General features: G+C 70.0%; 20 protein-coding genes. 12 read left to right on the top strand and 8 right to left on the bottom strand.

What is annotated here, in order from left to right; translation table 11 throughout:
• Positions 1–52: 52 nt before the first annotated feature.
• On the top strand, positions 53–565 hold the full coding sequence (locus ASC81_RS02425; protein WP_056262245.1) for a response regulator: 513 nt from the start codon (positions 53–55) through the stop codon (positions 563–565).
• A gap of 169 nt (positions 566–734) precedes the next feature.
• Here the strand turns inward: ASC81_RS02425 and ASC81_RS02420 are convergent, their stop codons facing one another.
• Positions 735–1,460: a response regulator gene (locus ASC81_RS02420; RefSeq protein WP_056262244.1), complete on the bottom strand. Its 726-nt coding sequence runs from the start codon at positions 1,458–1,460 to the stop codon at positions 735–737.
• A 134-nt stretch (positions 1,461–1,594) separates the two neighbouring features.
• Here ASC81_RS02420 and ASC81_RS02415 point away from each other — a divergent pair, with 134 nt between their 5' ends.
• The 6 genes from ASC81_RS02415 to ASC81_RS02390 all read left to right on the top strand — a co-directional run bounded on the left by ASC81_RS02415 (position 1,595) and on the right by ASC81_RS02390 (position 9,604).
• Complete coding sequence (locus tag ASC81_RS02415; RefSeq protein ID WP_156391672.1) at positions 1,595–1,795, top strand: hypothetical protein; 201 nt, start codon at positions 1,595–1,597, stop codon at positions 1,793–1,795.
• Positions 1,796–1,804: 9 nt separating this feature from the next.
• Positions 1,805–2,230 (top strand): globin family protein, encoded by a 426-nt coding sequence (locus ASC81_RS02410; RefSeq protein WP_056262238.1) that lies wholly within the window; start codon positions 1,805–1,807, stop codon positions 2,228–2,230.
• A 39-nt stretch (positions 2,231–2,269) separates the two neighbouring features.
• Positions 2,270–4,270 carry a PAS domain S-box protein gene (locus ASC81_RS02405; RefSeq protein WP_056262233.1) on the top strand — a complete coding sequence of 667 codons (2,001 nt, stop codon included), beginning with the start codon at positions 2,270–2,272 and terminating at the stop codon, positions 4,268–4,270.
• Between the two features lie 44 nt (positions 4,271–4,314).
• Positions 4,315–5,283, top strand: coding sequence for a tripartite tricarboxylate transporter substrate binding protein (locus ASC81_RS02400; RefSeq protein WP_056262229.1), 969 nt, complete (start codon positions 4,315–4,317; stop codon positions 5,281–5,283).
• A 114-nt stretch (positions 5,284–5,397) separates the two neighbouring features.
• Positions 5,398–6,909 carry a malonyl-CoA synthase gene (locus tag ASC81_RS02395; protein WP_056262226.1) on the top strand — a complete coding sequence of 504 codons (1,512 nt, stop codon included), beginning with the start codon at positions 5,398–5,400 and terminating at the stop codon, positions 6,907–6,909.
• A 52-nt stretch (positions 6,910–6,961) separates the two neighbouring features.
• Positions 6,962–9,604 (top strand): diguanylate cyclase domain-containing protein, encoded by a 2,643-nt coding sequence (locus tag ASC81_RS02390; protein ID WP_056262223.1) that lies wholly within the window; start codon positions 6,962–6,964, stop codon positions 9,602–9,604.
• Between the two features lie 3 nt (positions 9,605–9,607).
• On the opposite strand, the gene ASC81_RS02385 is transcribed toward ASC81_RS02390, so the two are convergent.
• Entirely contained in the window at positions 9,608–10,102 is a 495-nt protein-coding gene (locus ASC81_RS02385; RefSeq protein ID WP_056262220.1) for a hypothetical protein, read from the bottom strand.
• Between the two features lie 55 nt (positions 10,103–10,157).
• The gene (locus ASC81_RS02380; protein ID WP_056262217.1) at positions 10,158–10,736 is read right to left on the bottom strand and encodes a hypothetical protein; all 579 of its coding nucleotides are present in this window, start codon (positions 10,734–10,736) and stop codon (positions 10,158–10,160) included.
• Positions 10,737–10,884: 148 nt separating this feature from the next.
• Here ASC81_RS02380 and ASC81_RS28140 point away from each other — a divergent pair, with 148 nt between their 5' ends.
• From ASC81_RS28140 to ASC81_RS02365, 3 genes are all read left to right on the top strand, one after another.
• Positions 10,885–12,504, top strand: coding sequence for a methyl-accepting chemotaxis protein (locus ASC81_RS28140; protein WP_082536198.1), 1,620 nt, complete (start codon positions 10,885–10,887; stop codon positions 12,502–12,504).
• 66 nt (positions 12,505–12,570) lie between these two features.
• The gene (locus ASC81_RS02370) at positions 12,571–13,494 is read left to right on the top strand and encodes a dihydrodipicolinate synthase family protein (RefSeq protein WP_056262214.1); all 924 of its coding nucleotides are present in this window, start codon (positions 12,571–12,573) and stop codon (positions 13,492–13,494) included.
• The gene (locus ASC81_RS02365; RefSeq protein ID WP_056262210.1) at positions 13,491–14,432 is read left to right on the top strand and encodes a 4-hydroxyproline epimerase; all 942 of its coding nucleotides are present in this window, start codon (positions 13,491–13,493) and stop codon (positions 14,430–14,432) included. Before ASC81_RS02370 ends, ASC81_RS02365 begins: the two co-directional genes overlap by 4 nt.
• On the opposite strand, the gene ASC81_RS02360 is transcribed toward ASC81_RS02365, so the two are convergent.
• Positions 14,429–15,202: a hypothetical protein gene (locus ASC81_RS02360; protein ID WP_056262208.1), complete on the bottom strand. Its 774-nt coding sequence runs from the start codon at positions 15,200–15,202 to the stop codon at positions 14,429–14,431. The two genes, ASC81_RS02365 and ASC81_RS02360, sit on opposite strands and share 4 nt — an antisense overlap.
• A gap of 29 nt (positions 15,203–15,231) precedes the next feature.
• The gene (locus tag ASC81_RS02355; protein ID WP_056262205.1) at positions 15,232–15,975 is read right to left on the bottom strand and encodes a YoaK family protein; all 744 of its coding nucleotides are present in this window, start codon (positions 15,973–15,975) and stop codon (positions 15,232–15,234) included.
• 65 nt (positions 15,976–16,040) lie between these two features.
• Here ASC81_RS02355 and ASC81_RS02350 point away from each other — a divergent pair, with 65 nt between their 5' ends.
• Positions 16,041–16,223, top strand: coding sequence for a ribbon-helix-helix protein, CopG family (locus tag ASC81_RS02350; RefSeq protein ID WP_056262203.1), 183 nt, complete (start codon positions 16,041–16,043; stop codon positions 16,221–16,223).
• Between the two features lie 7 nt (positions 16,224–16,230).
• On the opposite strand, the gene ASC81_RS02345 is transcribed toward ASC81_RS02350, so the two are convergent.
• Together ASC81_RS02345 and ASC81_RS02340 are read right to left on the bottom strand one after the other, a co-directional pair.
• Positions 16,231–16,587 (bottom strand): nuclear transport factor 2 family protein, encoded by a 357-nt coding sequence (locus ASC81_RS02345; RefSeq protein WP_056262200.1) that lies wholly within the window; start codon positions 16,585–16,587, stop codon positions 16,231–16,233.
• Positions 16,587–19,772 (bottom strand): carboxyl transferase domain-containing protein, encoded by a 3,186-nt coding sequence (locus ASC81_RS02340; protein ID WP_056262196.1) that lies wholly within the window; start codon positions 19,770–19,772, stop codon positions 16,587–16,589. Before ASC81_RS02340 ends, ASC81_RS02345 begins: the two co-directional genes overlap by 1 nt.
• Positions 19,773–19,875: 103 nt before the next feature.
• Here ASC81_RS02340 and ASC81_RS02335 point away from each other — a divergent pair, with 103 nt between their 5' ends.
• On the top strand, positions 19,876–20,997 hold the full coding sequence (locus ASC81_RS02335; protein ID WP_162245849.1) for a substrate-binding domain-containing protein: 1,122 nt from the start codon (positions 19,876–19,878) through the stop codon (positions 20,995–20,997).
• Between the two features lie 36 nt (positions 20,998–21,033).
• On the opposite strand, the gene ASC81_RS02330 is transcribed toward ASC81_RS02335, so the two are convergent.
• Positions 21,034–21,993, bottom strand: coding sequence for a response regulator (locus ASC81_RS02330; protein ID WP_056262192.1), 960 nt, complete (start codon positions 21,991–21,993; stop codon positions 21,034–21,036).
• Between the last annotated feature and the right edge of the window lie 2 nt (positions 21,994–21,995).

Here is a 21,995-nt window from a genome sequence, read left to right as displayed (position 1 = left end):
CGCTCCCTCCGGAGCCGATAACAAAAAGACAAAACTGAACAAGGACATGGGGATGGACAAGTCGACGTTGCCCGGCGCGGAGCCAGCGCTGGACCCCTACTGGCTGAATGCCACCACCGGCGGCGTGGGCGTCGACGCGCCGGAACCCGACCACCAGGGCGCCTCGCCAAGCCAACGCCAGGCCCAGGTTCTGCTGGTCGAGGACAACCACATCAATCAGGTCGTCGCGCTGGAATTCCTGGCGCTGATGGGCGTGCATGCCCGCCTTGCCAAGAACGGCCTCGAAGCCCTGGTCGCCTGTGCCGAAGCGGCGCCAGACTTGGTGCTGATGGACATCCAGATGCCCGGCATGGACGGCCTGGAATGCGCGCGCCGCCTGCGCGCCCAGCAGCGCGAAGGCAAGCTGCCGCCGTTTCCCATCCTGGCGCTGACGGCGCATGCACTGGACGCCGATGTGGCTGCCAGCCTGGACGCCGGCATGGACGAGCACCTGACCAAGCCGCTGGACTTCGTGGCGCTGCGCACCCGCCTTCAGCGCTGGCTGAAATTGCCGCCGGCAAATTGACCCCTCGTCCAGAACGCCGCGCTGAACGCGGGCGTTCTGGACGGTACCCCGGGGGGACGGCGATGCTCGCTGGGCGTGTCCCGCTCGCACATCGCCAGACGGGCCGGCTCGGGAGCGGCCCGGCGCTCCGCCCGCATCAATTCACGACGGCCGAGACGAAAGGAGCTGGTCAGCTCGCGGGCACGTAGACGTAGCCCACGTTCCTGACCGTCTTGATGACCTCCGGCTTGTCCGGGTTGCGCTCCACCTTGCGGCGCAGGCGCATGACGCGCAGGTCGATGCTGCGGTCGAAGACGTCCCAGCCGCGGTTGTGGGCCTGTTCCATGATCTGGTCGCGGTTCAGCGGCCGGTTGGGGTGGCGCGCGAACAGCGCCAGCAGGTCGAACTCCGCGGCCGTGATGTCGATCTCCTCGCCGCCCGTGCCGAAGAGCTTGCGCTGCGCCATGTCCAGCTCGCACAGGCCGAAGGCAATGCGCTCAGAGCCGCTCGGCGCGGCCGCGGGTTCGGGCGCGGCCGTGACCTGCAGGCGGCGCAGCACGGCACGCACCCGGGCCAGCAGTTCGCGCAGCTCGAAGGGCTTGGCGATGTAGTCGTCGGCGCCCACCTCCAGCCCGACGATGCGGTCGATGGCCTCGCCGGCCGTCGTCAGCATCAGCACGGCCAGGCGGGGGTGGGCCTCGCGCAACGCGCGGGCCAGCGACAGGCCGTTCTCGCCGGGCATGTTGATGTCGAGCACGGCCACGTCGGGCACGCGCTCGGCAACCTTGGCACGGGCCGCTGCGGCATCGGGCGCCTGCATGACCTCGAAGCCATTGCGGCCGAAGTACTCCGCCAGCAGGGCGCGCAATTCGGGCTCGTCGTCGACGAGCAATACGGTGGGCAGGGTGTCTGGCATGGCGGCGAATGATAGGCAGGCGCCAACCGGGCGGTGTGGCGCTGAAACAAACGCAACACAAGTGCCCGGTGCGCGAAGCCGGGCTGAAACGCAAGCGCCGGACAGTGCAGGCATCGACACCGGAGCACACCGCCATGAACTACCGCAGCGACAACCCCGCCACCGACTGGCCCGACACCTTCTTCGTCAACTACCGCAGCGAGGCCTTCGCCGAAGACCTCGAGGACGCCGGCGAAGCGCCCGCCCTCGGCTGGCACCCGCTCGAACGCCTCGTCGCGGCCCTGCCGCTGCTCTGCATCTTCGCCCCCGTGGCGGACGCCTACTTCTTTCTCTGAAGGACCCCCATGACCCCGCACCAGATCGACCTCATCCGCGACAGCTTCGCGCCGCTCAAGCCCCTGGCCGCCACGGTGGCCGAGGCCTTCTATGCCCAGCTGTTCGCCCGCGATCCCGCACTGCGTGCGATGTTCCGCGGCGGCGACATGGGCGAGCAAGGCGCCCGGCTGATGCAGATGATGGCCGCCGCCATCGACCTGCTGGACCGCCCGGCATCGCTGCGGCCCGTGCTGCTCAGGCTCGGCCAGCGCCATGCCGGCTACGGCGTGGCCGAGGCCCATTACGCCAGCGTCGGCGCGGCCCTGCTGGACACGCTGGCCGCCGGCCTTGGCGACACCTTCACGGCCGAGGTGCGCGAGGCCTGGGTGGCGATGTACGGCCATGTCGCCCGGACCATGCAGGAAGGTGCAGCCAGCGAGGCGATGGCCGCCTGAGCGTCCTTATCATCCGCTGCGCCCAGGGAGAGCGCTGCGATGACCGACGACTTTCATTTCCATCCCACGCCCGACGCCGGCGTGGGCGAACTCGGCAGCGTGCTCAAGGCCACGCTGCCACTGCTGAGCCAGGTCCTCGAAGCCGTGCCGGCGCGCGTCGTCGTCCTCGACGCGCGCGAGTGCTTCGTCTGGGCCAACCACGAGTTCTTCAAGTTCACCGGCCTGCATCCCAAGCAGGTGCTCGGCCAGCCCATCGGCCGCATCATTGGCGACGCTGCCTATGCGGGCTACAGCGCCGTGCGCGCCCGGCTGGGCAGCGGCCAGACCGTCGCCTGGGAGGGCTGGACGGAGCTGGCCGGGACCGGCCGGCGCTATATGCGCGAGCATCTCGTGCCGGTCGACGTGCAGGGCGGCTTGCCGCAGGCCACCGTCGTCATGAGCCTGGACCTGACCGAGCTGAAGCGCCGCGATGCCGAGCTGTCGGGCAAGGTCGCCGAGCTGGAAGCGAGCGAGGCGCTCAAGTCCTCCATCTTCGACAACGCGATGGCAGCCCTGGTGTCCACGGACGAGACCGGCCACATCGTGGAGTTCAACCCGGCCGCCGCCGCGATGTTCGGGCTGGCGCGCGAGCAGGCGCTGGGCCGCCCGGTCTCTGAGGTCATGATCCCGCCACGGCTGCGCGCGGCCCACGACGCCGGCATGGCGCGCGTGACGGCCGGCGGCGAGCAGCGGGTCATGGGCCGGCGCGTCGAGATGCCGGCACTGCGCGCCGACGGCAGCGAGTTCCCCGTCGAGATGCTGCTGTGGCGCACCGGTGTCGGCAGCCAGACTTTCTACACCGCCTCGCTGTTCGACCTCTCCGAGCGCGCGGCCGCGCAGGGCGAGATCGAGCGCCAGCGCGAGGCGCTGCGCCAGAGCGAGAAGCTGACCGCCATGGGCAGCCTGCTGGCCGGCGTGGCGCACGAACTGAACAACCCGCTGTCCATCGTCATGGGCCGGGCCTCGCTGCTGGCCGAGAAGATGAGCGGCAGCCCGCATGCGGCCGACGCCCAGCGCATCCACGAGGCCGCCGAGCGCTGCGGCCGCATCGTGCGCACCTTCCTGAACATGGCGCGCAGCCGGCCGGCCAACCGCAGCGAGGTGGCGCTCAACGACCTGGCCACCGCCGCCGTCGACATGCTGGGCTATGTGCTGCGCAGCCACGGCATCGCCGTCACGCTGGACCTGCTGCCGGGGCTGCCGCCGGTGAAGGCGGACGCCGACCAGATCGGCCAGATCGTCCTCAACCTCATCGTCAATGCTCAGCAGGCCCTGGGTGCGCGCGACAACGGCCGCCGCCTGACCGTCTCCACTGGCGTGGCGCCCATGACCGACGGCGACCGCCGCCGCACGCCGCGCGTGTGGCTGCGTGTGCGCGACAACGGTCCAGGCATAGCGACGGAACTGCGCGAACGCATCTTCGAGCCCTTCTTCACGACCAAGAGCGAAGGCGTGGGCACCGGGCTCGGCTTGGCCGTGTCGCGTTCCATCGCCCGCGACCACGGCGGCGAGCTGACGCTGCAGGATGACGATGGCTTTGGCGGCGGCACCTGCTTCTGCCTGCAGATGCCCGTCAGCGGCGAGCGCGAGGTGGCCGAGACCGAACCCGCGCCGCTGCCCGAGACCGACGAGTGCAATGCCCGGCTGCTTGTCGTCGACGACGAGACCGAGATCGCCGAGCTGATCGGCGAGATGCTGTCGGGCGCCGGCTACGAGGTCATGACGGCCGAGTCCGGCGCGGTGGCGCTGGCGATGCTGGCCGAGGCGCGCTTTGACGCCATCGTCAGCGACCTGCACATGCCCGACATCGACGGCGCCCAGCTCTGGCGCGAGGTCAAGGCGCGGCACCCGACGCTGGCGCGGCGCATGCTGTTCGTCACTGGCGACACGCTGTCGCCCATCGCGCGGCAATTCCTCAGCGAAGCGCGCTGCGACAGCCTCAACAAGCCCTTCTCCAAGCAGGAGCTGCTGGCCCGCGTAACAGCGCTGCTGCAGCCCTGAGGCCTGCCCATAATCTCCCGCACAACATCGACGGAGACATACCGATGAAGCGCCGAACCCTGCTGCCTGCCCTGACTGCCCTGACTGCGCTGATGAGCCCGTGGCTCGTGCAAGCACAGGGCAACAAGCCCTACACCTGGATCGTGCCCTTCCCTGCCGGCGGCGGCACCGACGCCTTCGCCCGCCCGCTGACCGCACTGCTGACCAAGCAGATGGGGCGTCAGGTCCTGATCGACAACAAGGGCGGTGCCGGCGGCACCGTGGGCGCCGGCGTGGCGGCCAAGCTCGCGCCCGACGGCAGCAACTTCTTCATGGGGGCGGTGCACCATGCCATCGCACCGTCCATGTACCCGCGGCTGGACTACAAGCTGGAGGAAGACTTCATCCCCGTCGCGCTGCTCGCCAGCGTGCCCCAGGTCATCGTCGTGCACACCGGCCAGTTGCCGGTCGCCGACCTCAAGGGCCTCCTGGCCACCGTGCGCGCCAAGCCAGGCAAGCTCAACTACGCCTCGGCCGGCAACGGCACCTCGCACCATCTGGCGGGCGAGCTGTTCAAGCTGCAGACCAAGACCTTCATCACCCACATCCCCTACCGCGGCGCCGGCCCGGCGCTGCAGGACCTGATCGCCGGCCAGGTGGACCTGATGTTCGACGGCCTCGGTTCTTCGGCCACCCACATTAAGAGCGGGCGCGTCAAGGCGCTGGCCGTCGCAGGACCTAAGCGCGCCGTCGGCTTCCCCGACGTGCCGACGGCCGCCGAGGCTGGTGTGCCGGGCTATGAAGTGTCGACCTGGTACGGGTTGTGGGCGCCCAAGGGCACGTCCAAGGAGGCCGTGGCCGCGATGCAGGCCGAACTGCGCAAGGCCTTCGCCACCGACGACATCCGCAACATCTGGAACGGCCTGGGCGCCGAGACGCCCAACCTCTACGGCGATGCCTTCGGCCAGTTCGTGAGCGCCGAGGTCAAGCGCTGGGCTGCCGTCGTCAAGGCCTCTGGAGCGAAGCTCGATTGAAGTGAAAACCAAAGGCAACCACAGAGTCACAGAGGCACGGAGCACGCACCTGACGCCTGCTTCTCTGTGGCTCTGTGCCTCCGTGGTTGCATTTCTGCATTTGTTTCAACTGACATGAATCTTTTTACAGCGCTGCGCGCCGGCTTCCCGGCAGACCTGGACGCGACCGCCATCGACGCCGATGGCGCACTCTATTCATGGCGCGATCTTGAGCGCGGCAGCGCAATGCTGGCCAACTGGCTGGCCAAGCTCGACCTGCCCGCAGGCAGCCGCGTCGCCGTGCACACGGACAAGAGCGTCGAGGCCCTGATCCTCTATCTCGCCGTGCTGCGCGCCGGTCTGGTCTATCTGCCACTGAACCCGGCCTACCAGGCCAGCGAGCTGGAGCACTTCATCAGCGACGCGGCACCGGGCGTGGTCGTCTGCGCCGGCAAGAACTTCGGCTGGGTCAGCAAGCTGGCCTTCCAGCGAGGCGTGCGCTGGGTGTTCACGCTCAACGACGACCGCAGCGGCACGCTGCTGGACCGCGCCGTGCAGATGAGCGACCAGCACGAGCCGGTGCCACGCGCGGCGGGCGACCTCGCGGCCATCCTGTACACCAGCGGCACGACCGGGCGCAGCAAGGGCGCGATGTTGAGCCACGGCAACCTGCTGTCGAACGCTCAGACGCTGAAGACATTCTGGGATTGGCAACCGAACGACGTGCTGCTGCACGCGCTGCCCATCTTCCACGTGCACGGCCTCTTCGTCGCCTCGCATGGCGCGCTGCTGAACGGCAGCAAGATGATCTGGTTCAACAAGTTCGACGCCGGCGCGGTTGCGCGCCGCCTGCCCGAGGCCACCGTCTTCATGGGCGTGCCGACGCTCTATGTGCGCCTGCTTCAGGAGCGCACCCTGGACACGCGCAACATCCGCCTCTTCATCAGCGGCTCCGCGCCGTTGTTGATCGAGACCTGGCAGGCATGGCAGGCGCGCACCGGGCACCTCATCCTGGAGCGCTACGGCATGAGCGAGACGCTGATGCTGACCTCCAACCCCTGCAAGCCGGAAGACGGCCAGCGCATCGGCGGCACCGTCGGCCGCGCGCTGCCGGGCGTGTCGCTGCGCATCGTCGGCGACGACGGCCAGCCCTGCGCGGTGGACGAGATCGGCAACGTGCAGGTGCGCGGTCCCAATGTCTTCAGCGGCTACTGGCAGATGCCGGAGAAGACCGCCGAGGAGTTCACGCCGGATGGCTGGTTCAAGACGGGCGACGTCGGCCGCGTCGATGCGCGTGGCTACCTGACGCTGATCGGCCGCAGCAAGGACCTCATCATCAGCGGCGGCTTCAATGTCTACCCGGCCGAGATCGAGGGCTTCCTCAACGAGCTGCCGGGCGTCGGCGAATCGGCCGTCATCGGCGTGCCTCACCCGGATTTCGGCGAGGCGGTCGTTGCCGTCGTCACGCCGCGCGGTGGTGCCCTGCCCGACCCCGACGGCCTCATCGCGGCGCTGAAAAGCCGCATCGCCAGCTTCAAGGTGCCCAAGCGCATCCTCGTCGCACCGGAGCTGCCGCGCAACGCGATGGGCAAGGTGCAGAAGAAGCTGCTGCGCGAACAGCAGGCGGGTCTGTTTACCGGAAAGTAGGCGTCGCCGGCGGCGGCCCGCGGCGCACAATGGCCGCACACCGCAGCCGCCGATGAGCGTCGTCCCCCCGCCCCCCGATCCCGCGCCCGAGGCCCGACAACAGCGCCTGGCGCGGCGCCATCGCTGGCGTGACCGGGCGCTGCTGCTGGCACCGGCACTGGCCTTTGGTTCGGTTGCGCTGACGATCTGGGCGCTGGTGGCCTGGTATGTCGTCGAGCAACCACGCGAACTGCTCGCCGAGCAGCGCCGCGACCTCGCCACCGGCGTGCGCGCCGCGGCCATGCAGACCGAGCCTGTGCTGCGCCAGGCCGAAAGCGCGCTGCGCGTCGTCGACCTGTGGCTGCTGACGCGGCGCGGTGACCAGCCGCTGGCCGACGTCATGCTGCGGCAGTTTGCCGACAGCGTGCGCAGCGGCTCGCGCCAGTTCGTCGACATCGTGCTGGTGTCGTCGACCGGCAAGGTCAGGCGGCTGCAGGCGGGCAGCGACAACGACGACGCCAGCATTGCCGGCACCGCCGCGTTCGACCAGTTCAGCGGCATCGTCCCCGAGGGCGTCGTGCTGGGCCTGCCGTTGCGCCTGGGCGGCCGCACCAACGACGACCGGCTGCGCCTGCCGATGCTGATGCGGCTGTCGCGGCCGCTGGACGACCATGAAATCGCCATGGCCCTGGTGGACCTGCAGCGCCTGCACGAGGCCCAGAGCCTGTTCGTGCCCGTGCCGTCGGCCTCGCTGGTCATGCTGCGCGACGACGGCCTGGCCCTGTCGCGGCGGCCCGAGGTGCCAGGTTTTGCCGGCCGCAACCTGTTCGAGCAGTTCCCTGCCCGCCGCCACGAACTCCACGGTGACGAGGGTTATTTCACCAGCAGCGGCGCCACCACCGACGGCCAGGCGCGCACCGGCGCCTTCGTCACGCTGCCGGATTTCGGCCTCAAGCTGCTGCTGTCGAGCACCGCCGACGCGGTGCTGGTGCCGCACTGGCGGCAGCGCAGCATCGTGCTGGCGGCCGCCGTAGCCGCCACGCTGGGGCTGTTCCTGCTGGGCCGCTGGCTCGGCCTGCTGCAACGCGCCGCCCGGTTGCGCGCGGCGACGCTGCAGGCCACCAGCAACGCCATGCCGCTGGGCCTGTTTCGCGCCGACCCGACCGGCCGCATCGTCTATGTGAACGACAGCTATCTGCGCGTGCACGGCCTGCGGCGCGAAGACATCGCCTGGGGCTGGACCACGCTGGTGCACCCCGACCAGCGCGACATGCTGATCCAGCGCTGGAAGCACCACATGGCCACCGGCGAGCCCATCGAGATGATGCGCAAGATGAAGCGCGGCGACGACGGCCGCATCCGCTGGATTGCGGTGCGCACGGCGCCGCTGTTCTTCGACGGCGAGGTCGCCGGCCAGGCGGGCACCGTCGAGGACGTGACCGAGCGCGGCGAGCAGGAGAAGGCGCTGCAGACGCTGACCGCCATCTTCGACATGACGCCCGACTTCGTCTGCCAGGCGCGCGAGCAGGGCCAGGTCACCTACCTGAACCCGGCGGCACGCGCCCGCCTGGGCCTGGCGATGGATGCGCCGCTGGGCGACGCTCACATGTCCGACTACATCTCCGAGGAGCAGCGCGACCTCTACGAGAAGTTCGTGCTGCCCGAGGCGATGCGCCAGGGCCACTGGCGCGGTCGCATCGGCATGCGGGACGGCGACGCGCGCGTGCCCATGGACTGCCTGGTCATCATGCACCGCGACCTGCGTGGCCGCGTCGAGACCGTCTCGGTCATCCTGCGCGACATGTCCGAGCAACTGCGCGCGCAGCGCGAACGCGAGCGCAGCGAGGCCATGCTGCTGGCCGTGGCTCACACGGCGCGGGCGCAGTTCCTCGTCGGCGACACCGAGGGCCGCGTGGTCTTCTTCAACGCCGCCTTCGAGGAACAGCGCCGCGTCGCGCTCAAGGACTGGGTCGGCCGGCCGCTGGCCGAGCTGTTCGGGCCGCAGGAGTACGCGGTGCGCGCGCCGCTGATCGCCGCGGCACTGGCCGGGGACACGCGCCGGCTCGACATCGCCGACGGCAACGAGCGCGACAGGCGCAGCTTCGACGCGCAGTACGCACCGCTGCGCGTGCAGAGCGGCCAGATCGAGGGCCTGATCGCCATCGAGGTCGACGTGACCGAGGCGCGCCGCGAAGAAGCGCGGCTGCGCCTGGCATCGCAGACCGACGCGCTGACGCAGGCGCTGAACCGCGCCGGCTTCGAGGAAGGTGCGCGGCGCCTGCTGGCCGCGCCGCCGGGACAACACCTGGCCCTGCTCTACCTGGACCTGGACCGCTTCAAGCCCGTCAACGACCAGCACGGCCACCCCACCGGCGACGCGCTGCTGAAGGCCGTGGCGCTGCGCCTGCGCCATGCCCTGCGACCGGCGGACCTGGTGGCGCGCCTGGGCGGCGACGAGTTCGCCGTGCTGCTGCCGGCGCTGCATGAGGTCGGCGACGCCGCGACCGTGGCCGCCAAGTTGCTGCATGCGCTGAGCACGCCGTATCACATCGGCGAGCTCGAGCTGGAGATCGGTGTCAGCATCGGCTACTGCGTCGCAGTGACAGGCGCCGCCGACCTGGAGGCCCTCATCGCCAGCGCCGACGCCAGCCTCTACGAAGCCAAGCGCGCGGGCCGCGGCCGAAGCCATGGCGGGGAACTGAAGCCGCAAGGGTGATGGCTAGACGGCGATGCCGTTCTTGATTTCGTCGAGCGCCAGCTGCAGCACGCGCGCATCGCTGCTGGCGCGGTGCCGGTTGATCTGCTGTCGCTGGCGCACGGCCTCGGTCACGCCGCGCCAGCGCTGCGCCTCCTGCTCGTCGAGCAAGCGGCGCAGGTCGTCCAGCCTGAAGCTGGGTTGCAAGCCCGCGGCGTCGTAGAGCCGGGCGAGCCAGGGGTAGTCATGCCCCCAGCCGTCGCAATAGACCGTCTGCCCGCGCAGCCGCGCATTCATCTGCTCGGCCATCCACTGCGCCGGCCGGCCATGGGTGAGCAGGGTCTCGCGGCGGATGCCGTGCAGGGCCTCGGCGGCGGCATCCCAGTGAAGCCAGTCCGGCTCCGGGTAGATCAGGCCGCAGAACAGCGCGCCATCGGCCGCCACCAGGCCGATCTCGATGGGATAGCTGCCGCGTCCGAAGCCCGAGGCTTCGATGTCGAGGATGGCCGGCAGTTGCATCCGCCTGAGTATGAAGCGCCTCGAAGCAGCTTTACACAGGGTTGTCGCCGACAGCCTAGCGCGCCTCGTTATCGACCACCTGTTCCCGCTCGAACAACTGCTGCGCCGCACGGCCGACCTGGCGTGTGTCCCAGTAGGCATAGGCGCCCACGCCAGCCGCGCCGACCAGCGGCACCCAGCGCGAGACCACCCGCCCGGCCGCCTTCTTGCCGAGGTGCACACCCACGGCCGAGGCGGCCTTCTGCAACAGCGCCTGCGCAGCCGGCCGCACGACGACGCGCTCGCCCACGCGCACGCCGAGGTCGCGCAGCGCCTGCGCCGCCGTGTGGCGGAACAGGCACCACATCATCTGCGCGGGGCCCAGTTCGGCGCTGCGGCCGTACAGCGCCGCGATGTCCGCCACCAGCTGGCGCTGGATATGCCATACGGCCGTCATCTCCGGCAGGATGGTCGCCCAGCCCAGCGGCCCGGGCGGCAGCGCCAGGGCGCCGGCGGCCAGCCCGGCCTTCTTCGCCGCACTGTCGATGGCGCGCGCCGCCGCATCACCTGCGCGCGGGCTCTGCACGCAGCCGGGCTCCGGCGGCTGCGTCACCAGCGCCAACACCTTGTCGCTCAGCCTCGCATCGCTTCCCATGTCGGTATTCCTTGGCCTTCACGGCCGCATTGGCGCACAAAGCGCCTTGCCTTGTGTCAGCGCCATGAACCAGACTTGCAACTGAGTATCCCGCCACGCCAAGGACGTCAGGGGCCTCGCAGGGAGTGTCGCCTCACGGAGACCCACCATGAACCTGCTGACAAGCATGCCAATCGGCCGACGCCTCGGCCTGGCCTTCGCCATCTCCATCAGCTTCACGGCGTTGCTGGCCGCCTATGCCCGGATGTCGCTGGTCGACATCAACGCCGAGCTCCACCTGATGGTGGAGGACCGCATCGTCAAGGTCCAGCAGCTCGAAGAGATCAAGGACAACGTCAACATCAACGCCCAGGCCGTGCGCAACGTGCTGCTGCTGGCCGATGCCGCGGCCAAGCGCAAGCAGCTGGAGGACGTCGACGCCGCCGCCAAGCGCACGGCTGCGCTGTTCGACAAGCTCGATGCCACCATGGCCCCGGGACCGGGCCGCGAGCTGTTGACCGGCGTCGTGCAGGCGCGCGGGCTGTTCGTGGCGTCGGTCCGCAAGGTGATCGACCTGGGCATGAAGGACGAGACCGAGAACGCCCGCAACGTGCTGCTCAGCGAGACCCATGATCTGCAGGTCAGGTACTTCGAGAAGCTGGATGCACTGGTCGCCTTGCAGACCGACCTGATGCATCGCGCGGGCAGCACGGTCGACGCGACGGTGGACTTCGCCGCCATCGCGGTCGTCGTCGCTGCGGGTGTTGCGCTGGCCCTCGGCGCAGCGATGGCGCTGCTGATCACGCGCTCGGTGGTGGGCCCGATCCGCCAGGCCGTGACAGCCGCCGAGACGGTCGCGGCGGGCGACCTGCGGCTGCAGTTGACCACCGACCGCAAGGACGAGGCGGGCCAGCTGCTCAACGCGCTGCAACGCATGAACGACTCGCTGGTGGGCATCGTGGGCACCGTGCGCGGCAATGCCGACAGCGTCGCCACGGCCAGCGGGCAGATCGCCCAGGGCAATGCCGACCTCAGCCAGCGCACCGAGCAGCAGGCCAGCAACCTGCAGGAGACCGCCGCGTCCATGGAAGAACTGGGCGCGACGGTCAGGCACAACAACGACACGGCCCGCCAGGCCGCGCAACTGGCCGGCAGTGCGGCCCGCGTGGCCGAGAGCGGCGGCCAGGTGATGGGCCAGATGGTCCACACCATGGACGAGATCACGGCCAGCTCCAAGAAGATCGCCGACATCATCGGTGTCATCGACGGCATCGCCTTCCAGACCAACATCCTGGCGCTGAATGCCGCCGTCGAGGCAGCGCGCGCTGGCGAACAGGGGCGCGGCTTTGCCGTGGTGGCCGGCGAGGTGCGGGCACTGGCCCAGCGCAGCGCCCAGGCCGCCCGGGAGATCAAGGCGCTCATCGGCGCCAGCGTCGAACGCGTCGAGGCCGGCAACACGCTGGTGGGCGAAGCCGGCCGCACCATGGACGAGGTGGTGGGCCAGGTCAAGCGAGTGTCCGACCTGATCAGCGAAATCAGCGCCGCCAGCAGTGAGCAGAGCAAGGGCATCGGCCAGATCGGCGACGCCGTCAACCAGCTCGACCAGGTCACGCAACAGAACGCCGCCCTCGTCGAGGAGAGCGCTGCCGCCGCAGAGAGCCTGCGCATGCAGGCCACGCAGCTGGCCGAAACGGTCGCCGCCTTCAAGCTCGACGCCGCCGCCGCGCCTGCCGCCAGGCCCAAGGTCGGCAAGCCCAAGGCTGCGGCGGTGGCCAAGGCGGCGTCGTGAAAACGGCGCCAGGAACGGGTGTGCTGGTTGAGCGAACATGGGGCCCTCAGTGCAGGAGCCCCAACGATGCAGACCCTTCCCTGGCGCGGCGTCTTCCCCGCCGTCACGACCAAGTTCCATGCCGATGAAAGCCTCGACTTCGCCGGCACGGCGCGGCACATCGACTTCCAGATCCGCAACGGCATCCACGGCGTCGTCTGCTGCGGGTCACTCGGCGAAGCGAGCACGCTGACGCTGGACGAGAAGCTGGCAGTGGCGCGCTGTGCGCTCGACGCGGCCAACGGCCGCGTGCCGGTGCTGGCGACCGTGTCCGAAACCAGCACGCGCGAAGCCTTGCGCTTCATCGAGGGCGCCAACGCACTGGGCGTGGCCGGCTACATGGTCATGCCCTCGGTCATCTACGTGGCCGATGCCCGCGAGGCGATGGCCAATGTGCGCGCCTATGCGGCGGCAGCCCAGCGCCCGCTGATGGTCTACAACAACCCGGTGGCCTACCGGGTGGACCTGCGGCCCGAGCACTTCGCCGAACTGGCTCAGGGACCGCACAGCGAGCACATGGCGGCCATCAAGGAAAGCAGCGGCGACGTGACGCGCATCACCGACCTGCGCAACCTGCTGGGCGACCGCTACCAGCTTTTCATGGGCGTGGACGACCTGGCTTTCGAGGGACTGGCGCTGGGCTGCGACGGCCTGCTGGCCGGTGTGGGCTGCGCCTTCCCGCGCGAGACGGTGGCGCTGTTCGACCTGATGCAGGCCGGCCGCTGGGCCGAGGCGCGCGCCATCTACCGCTGGATGACGCCGCTGCTGCACCTGGACGTGTCGACCAAGCTGGTGCAGAACCTCAAGCTCATCGACGCGCTGGTGGGCGTGGGCAGCGAGCACACGCGCCGGCCGCGGCTGCCGCTGGTGGGCGCCGAGCGGGAACGCGTGCAGGCGCTGGTCGCCACGGCGCTGGCCAACCGGCCAGCCGATTGCCAGTCCCGGCCATGACCGAGCGCATCCAGATCGTCGACTCGCACACCGGCGGCGAGCCGACGCGCGTCGTCATCGCCGGCTTCCCCGATCTCGGCTCCGGCACGATGGCCGAGCGGCGCGAGCGCCTGTCCCGCGAGCACGACCGCTACCGCCGCGCCACGCTGCTGGAGCCGCGCGGCAGCGAGGTCCTCGTCGGCGCGCTGCTGTGCCCGCCGCAGGACCCGGCGCACACGGCCGGCGTCATCTTCTTCAACAACACCGGCTACCTCGGCATGTGCGGCCACGGCACCATCGGGCTGGTCGCCACGCTGGCGCACCTGGGGCGCATCAGGCCGGGCGAACATGTCATCGAGACGCCCGTGGGCAACGTGCTCGCCACGCTGCACGAGGACGGCCGCGTCAGCGTGCGCAATGTGCCGGCCTACCGCCTGGCCGCCGGCGTCGCCGTCGAGCTTGACACCGGCCAGACGGTCACGGGCGACATCGCCTGGGGCGGCAACTGGTTCTTCCTGTGCGCCGACCATGGCCAGCCCATCGCGCCTGCACACGTGTCTGCACTGACCGCCTACGCCGATGCGCTGGGCCAGGCGCTGCACGCCCAGGGCCACCGTGGCGCGGACGGCGCCGTCATCGACCACATCGAGCTGTTTGCCGAGGTCGACCCGGCGCTGGCCGACTCGCGCAGTTTCGTGCTCTGCCCCGGCCGCCAGTACGACCGCTCGCCCTGCGGCACCGGCACCAGTGCCAAGCTGGCCTGCCTGGCCGCGGCGGGCAAGCTGGCGCCGGGCCATGTATGGCGCCAGGCCAGCGTCATCGGCAGCGTCTTCGAGGGCTGGTACGAGAAGGACGGTGCCAGCATCGTGCCCACCATCCGCGGCCAGGCCTTCATCAGCGCCGAGGCGACATTGATGATCGACCCCGCCGACCCCTTCGGCTGGGGCCTGCACCCCTAGCCGCGGGCTCCGTCGCCGTGGCGCTGCTGCTGCTGCATGGCCGCAACATGGGCGAAGGCGGGCCGGAGTTCATCCCAGGCCTGGGGCGTGAGCAGCCGCGGCTTGCGCAGCAAGCCCGGCTCGGCAAGCGCTCGCAGTGCGCGCCGACCGGCGAAGGCGATGGTGTTGCTGCAGTCCTGGTCGCCCACGAGCAGCACGTCGCCGTCAAAGGCGCGGCGCAGGCGTGACGCGTGCCGCTTGAACTCGGGGTGGGCGGTGTGCAGGTTGACCACCAGCACGCCGTCGGGGCGCAGTGCGTTGCAACAGTCGTCGTAGAACGCCTGCGAGCACAGCGCCGGCGGCTGGCCTTCGTGGTCGAAGCCGTCCACGAGCAGCACGTCCAGCGGCTCATGGGCGTCGCGCACGAAATGCGCCCCGTCGCCGCGCCGGACCCGGAAGCGTGCATCGTCCGGCGGCACCTGGAACTGCTCGCGCAGCGCGATGACGTGGGGGTTGATCTCGACGACCTCGATGCGCGTGTCGGGCAGTTCGCGGTGGCAGAACTTGGCCAGCGAGCCGCCACCCAAGCCGATCATGGCCAGGGCCTGCGGCCGCGGCACGAAGAGCAAAAGGGCCATCATCGTTCGCGTGTAGGCCAGGTCCAGCGCGTGCGGCTGCTGCACCCGCATGCGGCTCTGGATCTCGCAGATCGAGAAGTGCAGCGCACGGGTATCCAGCGTCTCGTAGACGAAGGGCTTGACGAAGGCGTTCAGGTCGGCGGTGTCGGGCATGGAGGGCGCGGGAAAGGGCAAGGCGGCGTTCAATGGCGCCGCAGGTCATGGAGGAGCGGCGGCGCGGCCATCAGCGTCAGCAGCAGTGCGATGGGCAAGGTGGCCGAGAAGCCGAAGTGCTTGAAGGCCAGCGCACCGACCAGTCCACCGACGAAGAACAGGCCGAGCACCAGGCTGTGGATGAAGAGCTTGTCTCGGTTGGCGCGCACGAAGTGGGCCGAGTCAGGCGCGGTGGCGCCGTTCCAGTACAGCAGCCGGCCGAGTTCCAGCCCCAGGTCGGTGACGACACCGGTCATGTGGGTGGTGCGGATCTCGGCCTGCGAGATCTTGGTGACGGTGGCGTTCTGCAAGCCCATGATGAAACACAGCAGCAGCACGGCGGTCGGCACCAGCAGATGGGCAAGATGATCGAGATGGGCGCCCACCAGGCCGAACAGCAGCAGCAGCGCGGCCTCCATCAGCAGCGCGAGCGCGTACTTGCTGTGCATCTCGCGCTGGCGCGCCCAGTTGACGAGCAAGGCGGTGCAGGCCGCGCCCGCCACAAACGCCAACAGCGAGGCCAAGCCCGCGAGCGCGAGCGCAAAGCCGCCGGTGGCCAGATCGTCGGCCACGCCGGAGACCACACCGGTCATGTGCGAGGTGTAGCGCTGCACAGCCAGTAAGCCGCCCGCATTGACCGCCCCGGCCACGAAAGCCAGCACCGCACCGAGTTGCCGATTGGCGGACCGCGTGCGGTGCGTACCGGTGAGGCGGTGCAAGAAGGCCAGGGTCACCGCAGCTAATTTAATGTTAATCGCATTAAATTGCAATTATCATTTGAAGCGTATAAGGAGCCAACGTGGAACAAAAGACCGCCCGCTTGACGGTGCTGATCGACCCGGACAAGAAAAAGGCCTTTGAGAGCTTGTGCGCGCAGCAGGACGTGACGCCCTCACAGGTGGTGCGGCGGCTGATCCGCGACTACCTGGCCGCCCATGGCGTGGCGTACACGCCCGGCGCGGACACGCCCGCGCCGCAGTGAGCCGGCCTCAACCGTCAGTCGGTTCGTCGCCGCGGCCGATGTAGGCGCGGATGGCGGCAATGCGGCCTTCGGCGTCGAAGTCGAACACGTCAACGACGTGGAGCCTGTCCCGGCCATCGACAACGATCGTCAGCTCGGCTGCCGCGCCACCCGGTCGCTCGTAGGCCGCCAGCACGTCGATCTGCAAGTGTTGAACGGCCTCGAAGTTCTTGCGCGTCTCGGCCAGCGCCGCGGCCTTGCCGACGACGCGGATCTTCCAGTCGCGCAGCGTGACCGCGTCGGCAAACATTGGCTCGATGGCCGCGAGGTCGCGCGCCGCGTAGGCGGCCAGGTAGGCGCGCACGAGGTCCAGGGAGTTGCTCATCACCAGGTGTCCACAAAACGGGTTTCAAGCGGCCGCACACGCGCCGAAGCCAGGCCGCGCGCCAGCCAGGCGCGCGTGTCGGCGGGGTCGATGACGGCGTCGATCTCCAGCGTGGCCGCCAGGTTGAGGGCCTCGCCGTCGACGTACTGCCGGGCGACCAGGCGCTGGAACAGGGCCTCGCGCTCGGGGCCGGCAGGCAGCGCTTCCAGCTCCTTGCGATAGCCCAGCCGCACCGCGCCTTCCAGCCCCATCGCGCCGAACTCGCCGGTCGGCCACGCAATGGTGAAGACCGGCCGGTGCAGGCCACCCGCAGCCAGGGCCATGGCGCCCAAGCCATAGCTCTTGCGCAGCACGACGGCGAAGAAGGGCACGCGCAAGGCGCCCGCCGTGACGAAGAGCCGGCTGACATGGCGGACCTGCGCCTGCGCCTCGGCGTCGGGGCCGACCATGAAGCCCGGCGTGTCGATGAGGCTGACCAGCGGCAGGCCGTGCGCATTGCAGAGCTGCATGAAGCGCGCTGCCTTGTCGGCCGCGTCGGCGTCGATGGCGCCGCCCAGATGCAGCGGGTTGCTGGCCAGCACGCCCACCGGCCGGCCTTCCAGCCGGGCCAGCGCGGTGTGGATGCCGGCGCCGAAACCGGTTCGCAGGAAAAGCACGCTGGCTTCGTCGAACAGCGCCGACAACATGGCCCGGCTGTCGTAGGCGCGCAGGCGGTTCTCGGGCACGACGGCGCGCAGTGCGCGCACGTCAGGCGCCGTCCAGCCGCTGGTGCGGCCCTGGAAGAAGGCGAGGTAGCGCCTGGCTTCGATGACCGCAGCCGCCTCGTCGTCCACCAGCACGTCGATGACGCCATTGCGATGCTGCACGTCGGCCGGGCCGATCTGCTCGGGGCGGAAGACGCCGAGGCCGCCGCCCTCCACCATGGCCGGGCCGCCCATGCCGATGTTGCTGCGGCGCGTGGCGATGATGACGTCGCTGCAACCCAGCAGCGCTGCATTGCCGGCAAAGCAGCGCCCCGCCGCGATGCCGACGACCGGCACGCGGCCCGACAGCGCGGCATGGCTGGCGAAGGTCGGCACATGCAGACCGGCGACCACGGGCATGTCGGTGTCGCCCGGCCGGCCACCGCCGCCTTCGGCAAACAGCACCACCGGCAACTGCTGCTCGGCCGCGATGCCCAGCAGGCGGTCGGTCTTGGCGTGGTTGCGCGCGCCCTGCGTGCCGGCCAGCACGGTCGCGTCATAGGCCATGACGACGGTACGGGCCTTCTCCTCGCCGAAGTCAGAACGATTGATCGAACCGATGCCGGTAACGATGCCATCGGCGGGCGTGTTGGCGATCAGGTCCTCGGGCGTGCGGCGGCGCGACTGCGCGGCGACGGCCAGCGCGCCGTACTCGATGAAGCTGCCTTCATCGCAGAGATCGGCGATGTTTTCGCGCGCAGTGCGCTGGCCTTGGGCGTGGCGCCTCGCTACAGACTCGGGGCGAGCAGCATCGAGCGTGAAGGCGCAGCGGTCGACGAGGCGCCGCAGGTCAGCGCGGATGTCGTCGGGGTCAGGGCTTGCCGGCGGCGCGACAGTCGCGGCTGCGTTGCTCAGGGGTTCCAGCGTCAGCAGCAATTGCCCGCCGTCGACGAGGCCGCCGGGTTCGACGGCCAGCGAGACGAGCCGCCCGGGCCGCGGCGCGGCGATCACATGCTCCATCTTCATCGCCTCGATGACCGCCAGCTCGGCGCCGGCAGCGACGTGGTCACCGACAGCAGCGCTGAACTGCAGCAGCCGGCCCGCCACCGGCGCGCGCAGCTGGCACGGGTCGGCGCTGCCGGTGCCCTCGGCCGGCAGCAGCTCGGCCAGGTGCTGCGCCAGCCAGTCGGTGTGCAGCGCCGCCCCGCCGAGTTCGGGCCGCGCAGCGAGCTGGCGCAGCAGGCCGAGATTGGTCGCCAGGCCTTCGATGCGGCATTCGGCCAGCGCGCGTTGCGAGCGCCGCAGCACGTCCTCGAAACGACCGCTGCGCGAGGACACGATGAGCTTGGCGAGCAGGCCGTCGTAATGCGGCGCGGGCGTGCTGCCCGCCACGCCATGCGTGTCCACCCGCACACCCGGCCCGCTGGGCAGGTCGAAACGGTCCAGCCGCCCGGTCGTGGCCTCGGCGTTGATGCGCCACTGGATGGCATGGCCCTGCGGCCGTGGCGGCTCGGTCAGGCCGAGGTCGGCCAGCCGCGCGCCCGCGGCCACCTCGATCTGCAGCTGCACCAGGTCCAGCCCCGTGACCGCCTCGGTGACCGTGTGCTCGACCTGCAGGCGCGCATTGGTTTCGATGAAGACGAACTCGCCACGTGCGAGGTCGACCAGAAACTCGAAGGTGCCCAGGCCCAGGTAGCCGACCTCGCGCGACATGCGCAGCGCAGCATCGGCCAGCTGCGTACGCAGCCCTTCGCCCAGCGCCGGGCAGGGCGCGATCTCGACGAGCTTCTGGAAGCGGCGCTGCAGGCTGCAGTCGCGCTCGCCGAGGGCGATGACTTCGCGGCCATCGCCGATCACCTGCACCTCGACATGGCGGGCGCCATGCATCAGCCGCTCGACGTAGACACCATCGACACCGAAGGCCGCGCGCGCCTCGGAGCGGCAGCGCTCGAAGGCCGCGGGCAGTTCATCGGCGCTCAGCACCGCGCGCATGCCACGGCCGCCACCGCCGCCGATGGCCTTGAGCATCACGCCCTGACCGCCTTGTTCGGCGAAGAAGGCTTGCGCCTCGGCCAGCGTCACCTCGCCGACGCTGCCGGTCAGCACGGGCACGCCGCATTGCTGCGCCAGCGCGCGGGCGCGGGCCTTGTCACCGAAGCGTTCGAGTTGGTCAGGCGTGGCGCCGATGAAGACCAGGCCGGCCTGCGCGCAGGCACGGGCGAAGTCGGCCCGCTCGCTGACGAAACCATAGCCCGGGTGAACGGCGGCGCAGCCGGTACGCGTGGCGATGCCGACGAGGCCGGCCATGTCGAGGTAGGCCGCCGACCCGCTGGCCGGCAGCGCGACCACTTCATCGGCCGCGCCGATGTGGGCCGACGCGGTGTCGTCGGCGGCGTGGGCGGCGACGCTGCGGATACCGAGGTCATGCAAGGCGCGCAGCACGCGCAGGGCGACTTCGCCGCGGTTGGCGACAAGGACTTTGGGGAAGGAGGTGGCGGCCATCGCGCGGCATCCTAGTCTTCACCGACGCGCCGGAATGTCGCGCGCCCGTCACCAGAAACCGCCAGTCGCGGCCGGGCCGGGTTAGGCTGCGGGCATGGCCTTCATGTCCACAGCGTTCCACACACCGCCGCGTTGGTTGCGCCGCGTGATGCTTGCGGCACTGGCGAGCTGGCTGACGACCGCGGCCCTGGCGCAGGGCGAGCTCCCGACCAAGGGTGCCAGGCGTGTCGTCTTCCTGGCGCAGGACTTCCGCAACGGCGGCATCACCGCCGTCTATCGCGGCTTCGAGCAGGCCTGTCGTGAACTCGGCTGGACGCTGAGCATCGTCAACGGTGCGGGCGACCGGGAAACAATCCGGCGGCTGTTCGACCAGGCCGCCGCGAGCGGGGTGGACGGCATCGTGCTCGGCGGCTTCGACGAAGACGACATCACCGACCGGCTTGTCGCCACCCCGCGGCCGGCACCCGTGCTGGTGGGCTGGCATGCGTCCTCGCGCATCGGTCCCACGCCCAGCCTGTTCACCAATGTCAGCACCGACCCCGGCGCGGTGGCCGAGATGGCCGCAGCCTTCGTGACCCAGTCGAGCAGCGCACACGCCGGTGTCGTCATCTTCAACGACGGCCGCTTCGACATCGCGAACGTCAAGACACTGCGCATGCGCGAGGCCCTGTCACGGTGCGCGCGCTGCGAGCTGCTGGCCGTCGAAGACGTCCCCATCTCCAGGGCCGCCAAGGAGATGCCCGCCGCGCTGGAGAGCCTGCACCGCCGCTTCGGTGCGCGCTGGACCCATGTGCTGGCGATCAACGATGTCTATATGGACTCCATGCATTTCCCGCTGTCGGCCCTGGGCCGCCGCGACATCGTCGGCATCGCCGCCGGCGACGGCTCGGGCACCGCGTTGAGCCGCATCCGCTCGGGCCGGTCACAGCAGCTCGCGACCATTGCCGAGCCGACCGGCCTGCACGGCTGGCAGCTGGCCGACGAACTGCGCCGGGCCTTCGCCAGGCAGCCACCCAGCGGCCGCGTGGCCCGCCCGATCGCGGTCACGACCGAGTTGCTGCGCCAGCTGGGCAAGCAGGAGGTGGACGACGGGCTGCCTTATCGGGCGGAGTACCGGCAGCAGTGGTTTGGCGGCGCGAATGCCGACCCAGCGTCCCGAAGCGTCTTGCGGCAGCCGCCGGCCCCTGCCGAGACCGCCGAACGTTCGGGCCGCCCGCGCGATTGATGGGCGCCTGAACGTCTTGACACTGCCGAAAGCGCCTCATGCCAGCGCGATGGGGCCGCTGGCAGTTTCGGGCGGTGAGGCGGCATCAAGGAAGGCCTTCAACGCCGTCACGACTTCAACCTGCTCGCGGCGCGCCTCGGCCAGCAGAGGCCCGATATCGGCCTGCTGGTTGCTTTCCAGAGCGGCCTGCAGGCGCCTGGCGATCTCCGAAAGCCGGGAAGCGCCCAGCGTGCCAGCCGTAGAGATCAGCGAATGCGCAAGCTGCGAGGCCCGCAGCGGCTCGCCGCTGTCGATGGCGCTGACGATCTCCTGGACCGCGCTTGGGCCGCCGCTGGCAAAGCGCGCCGCAATGCGCCGGTAGAGATCCCGCCTGCCCAGGCAGCGGTGCAGCCCCAGCGCGAACGACACGCCGGACGGTTCGCTCAGTTCGGCAGTCGACGCTTCGCTGGTCTGCGGCTCAGGCAGCCACCGCTGCAAGGCAGCGAACAGCACATGGGGATCGAAGGGCTTGGTGATGAAGTCGTTCATGCCGGCGGCCAGGCAAAGCGCGCGGTCGCGCTGGGTGGCATGGGCGGTCATGGCGATCACGGGCAGGTCGGCCAGCGCGAGACGCTGGCGGATCTCGCGCGTCGCCTCGTAGCCGTCGAGATCCGGCATCTGCACATCCATCAGCACCACATCGAATGGCTCACGTTCCAGCATCTGCAGGGCCTCCCGGTCGCTGTGGGCCAAATCCACCTGCATGCCGGCGACCGTGGTGAGCAACTCGCCCGCAACGATGCGGTTGAGCTCGTTGTCCTCGACCAGCAGCACCCGCCGCCCGCGCAGGGATTCGACGGCGTAGCTGCCGGGCGACGAAACCGCAGGCGCTTCGGGCGCCATCAGCAAGGTCAGCGTGTCCAGCAGGGATGAAGCCGTCACGGGCGTTGTCAGCCAGCCGTCGATCTGTTCGGTCGCACCCGGCGCGCTGCGCAGCGGGTCGTCGTCGTCGGTCATCA

Source organism: Pelomonas sp. Root405, from assembly GCF_001425165.1.
GTDB lineage: Bacteria > Pseudomonadota > Gammaproteobacteria > Burkholderiales > Burkholderiaceae_C > Pelomonas.
The sequence above is the reverse complement of the archived record's forward strand: the minus strand, read 5'-3'. Positions and strand labels throughout refer to the sequence as shown.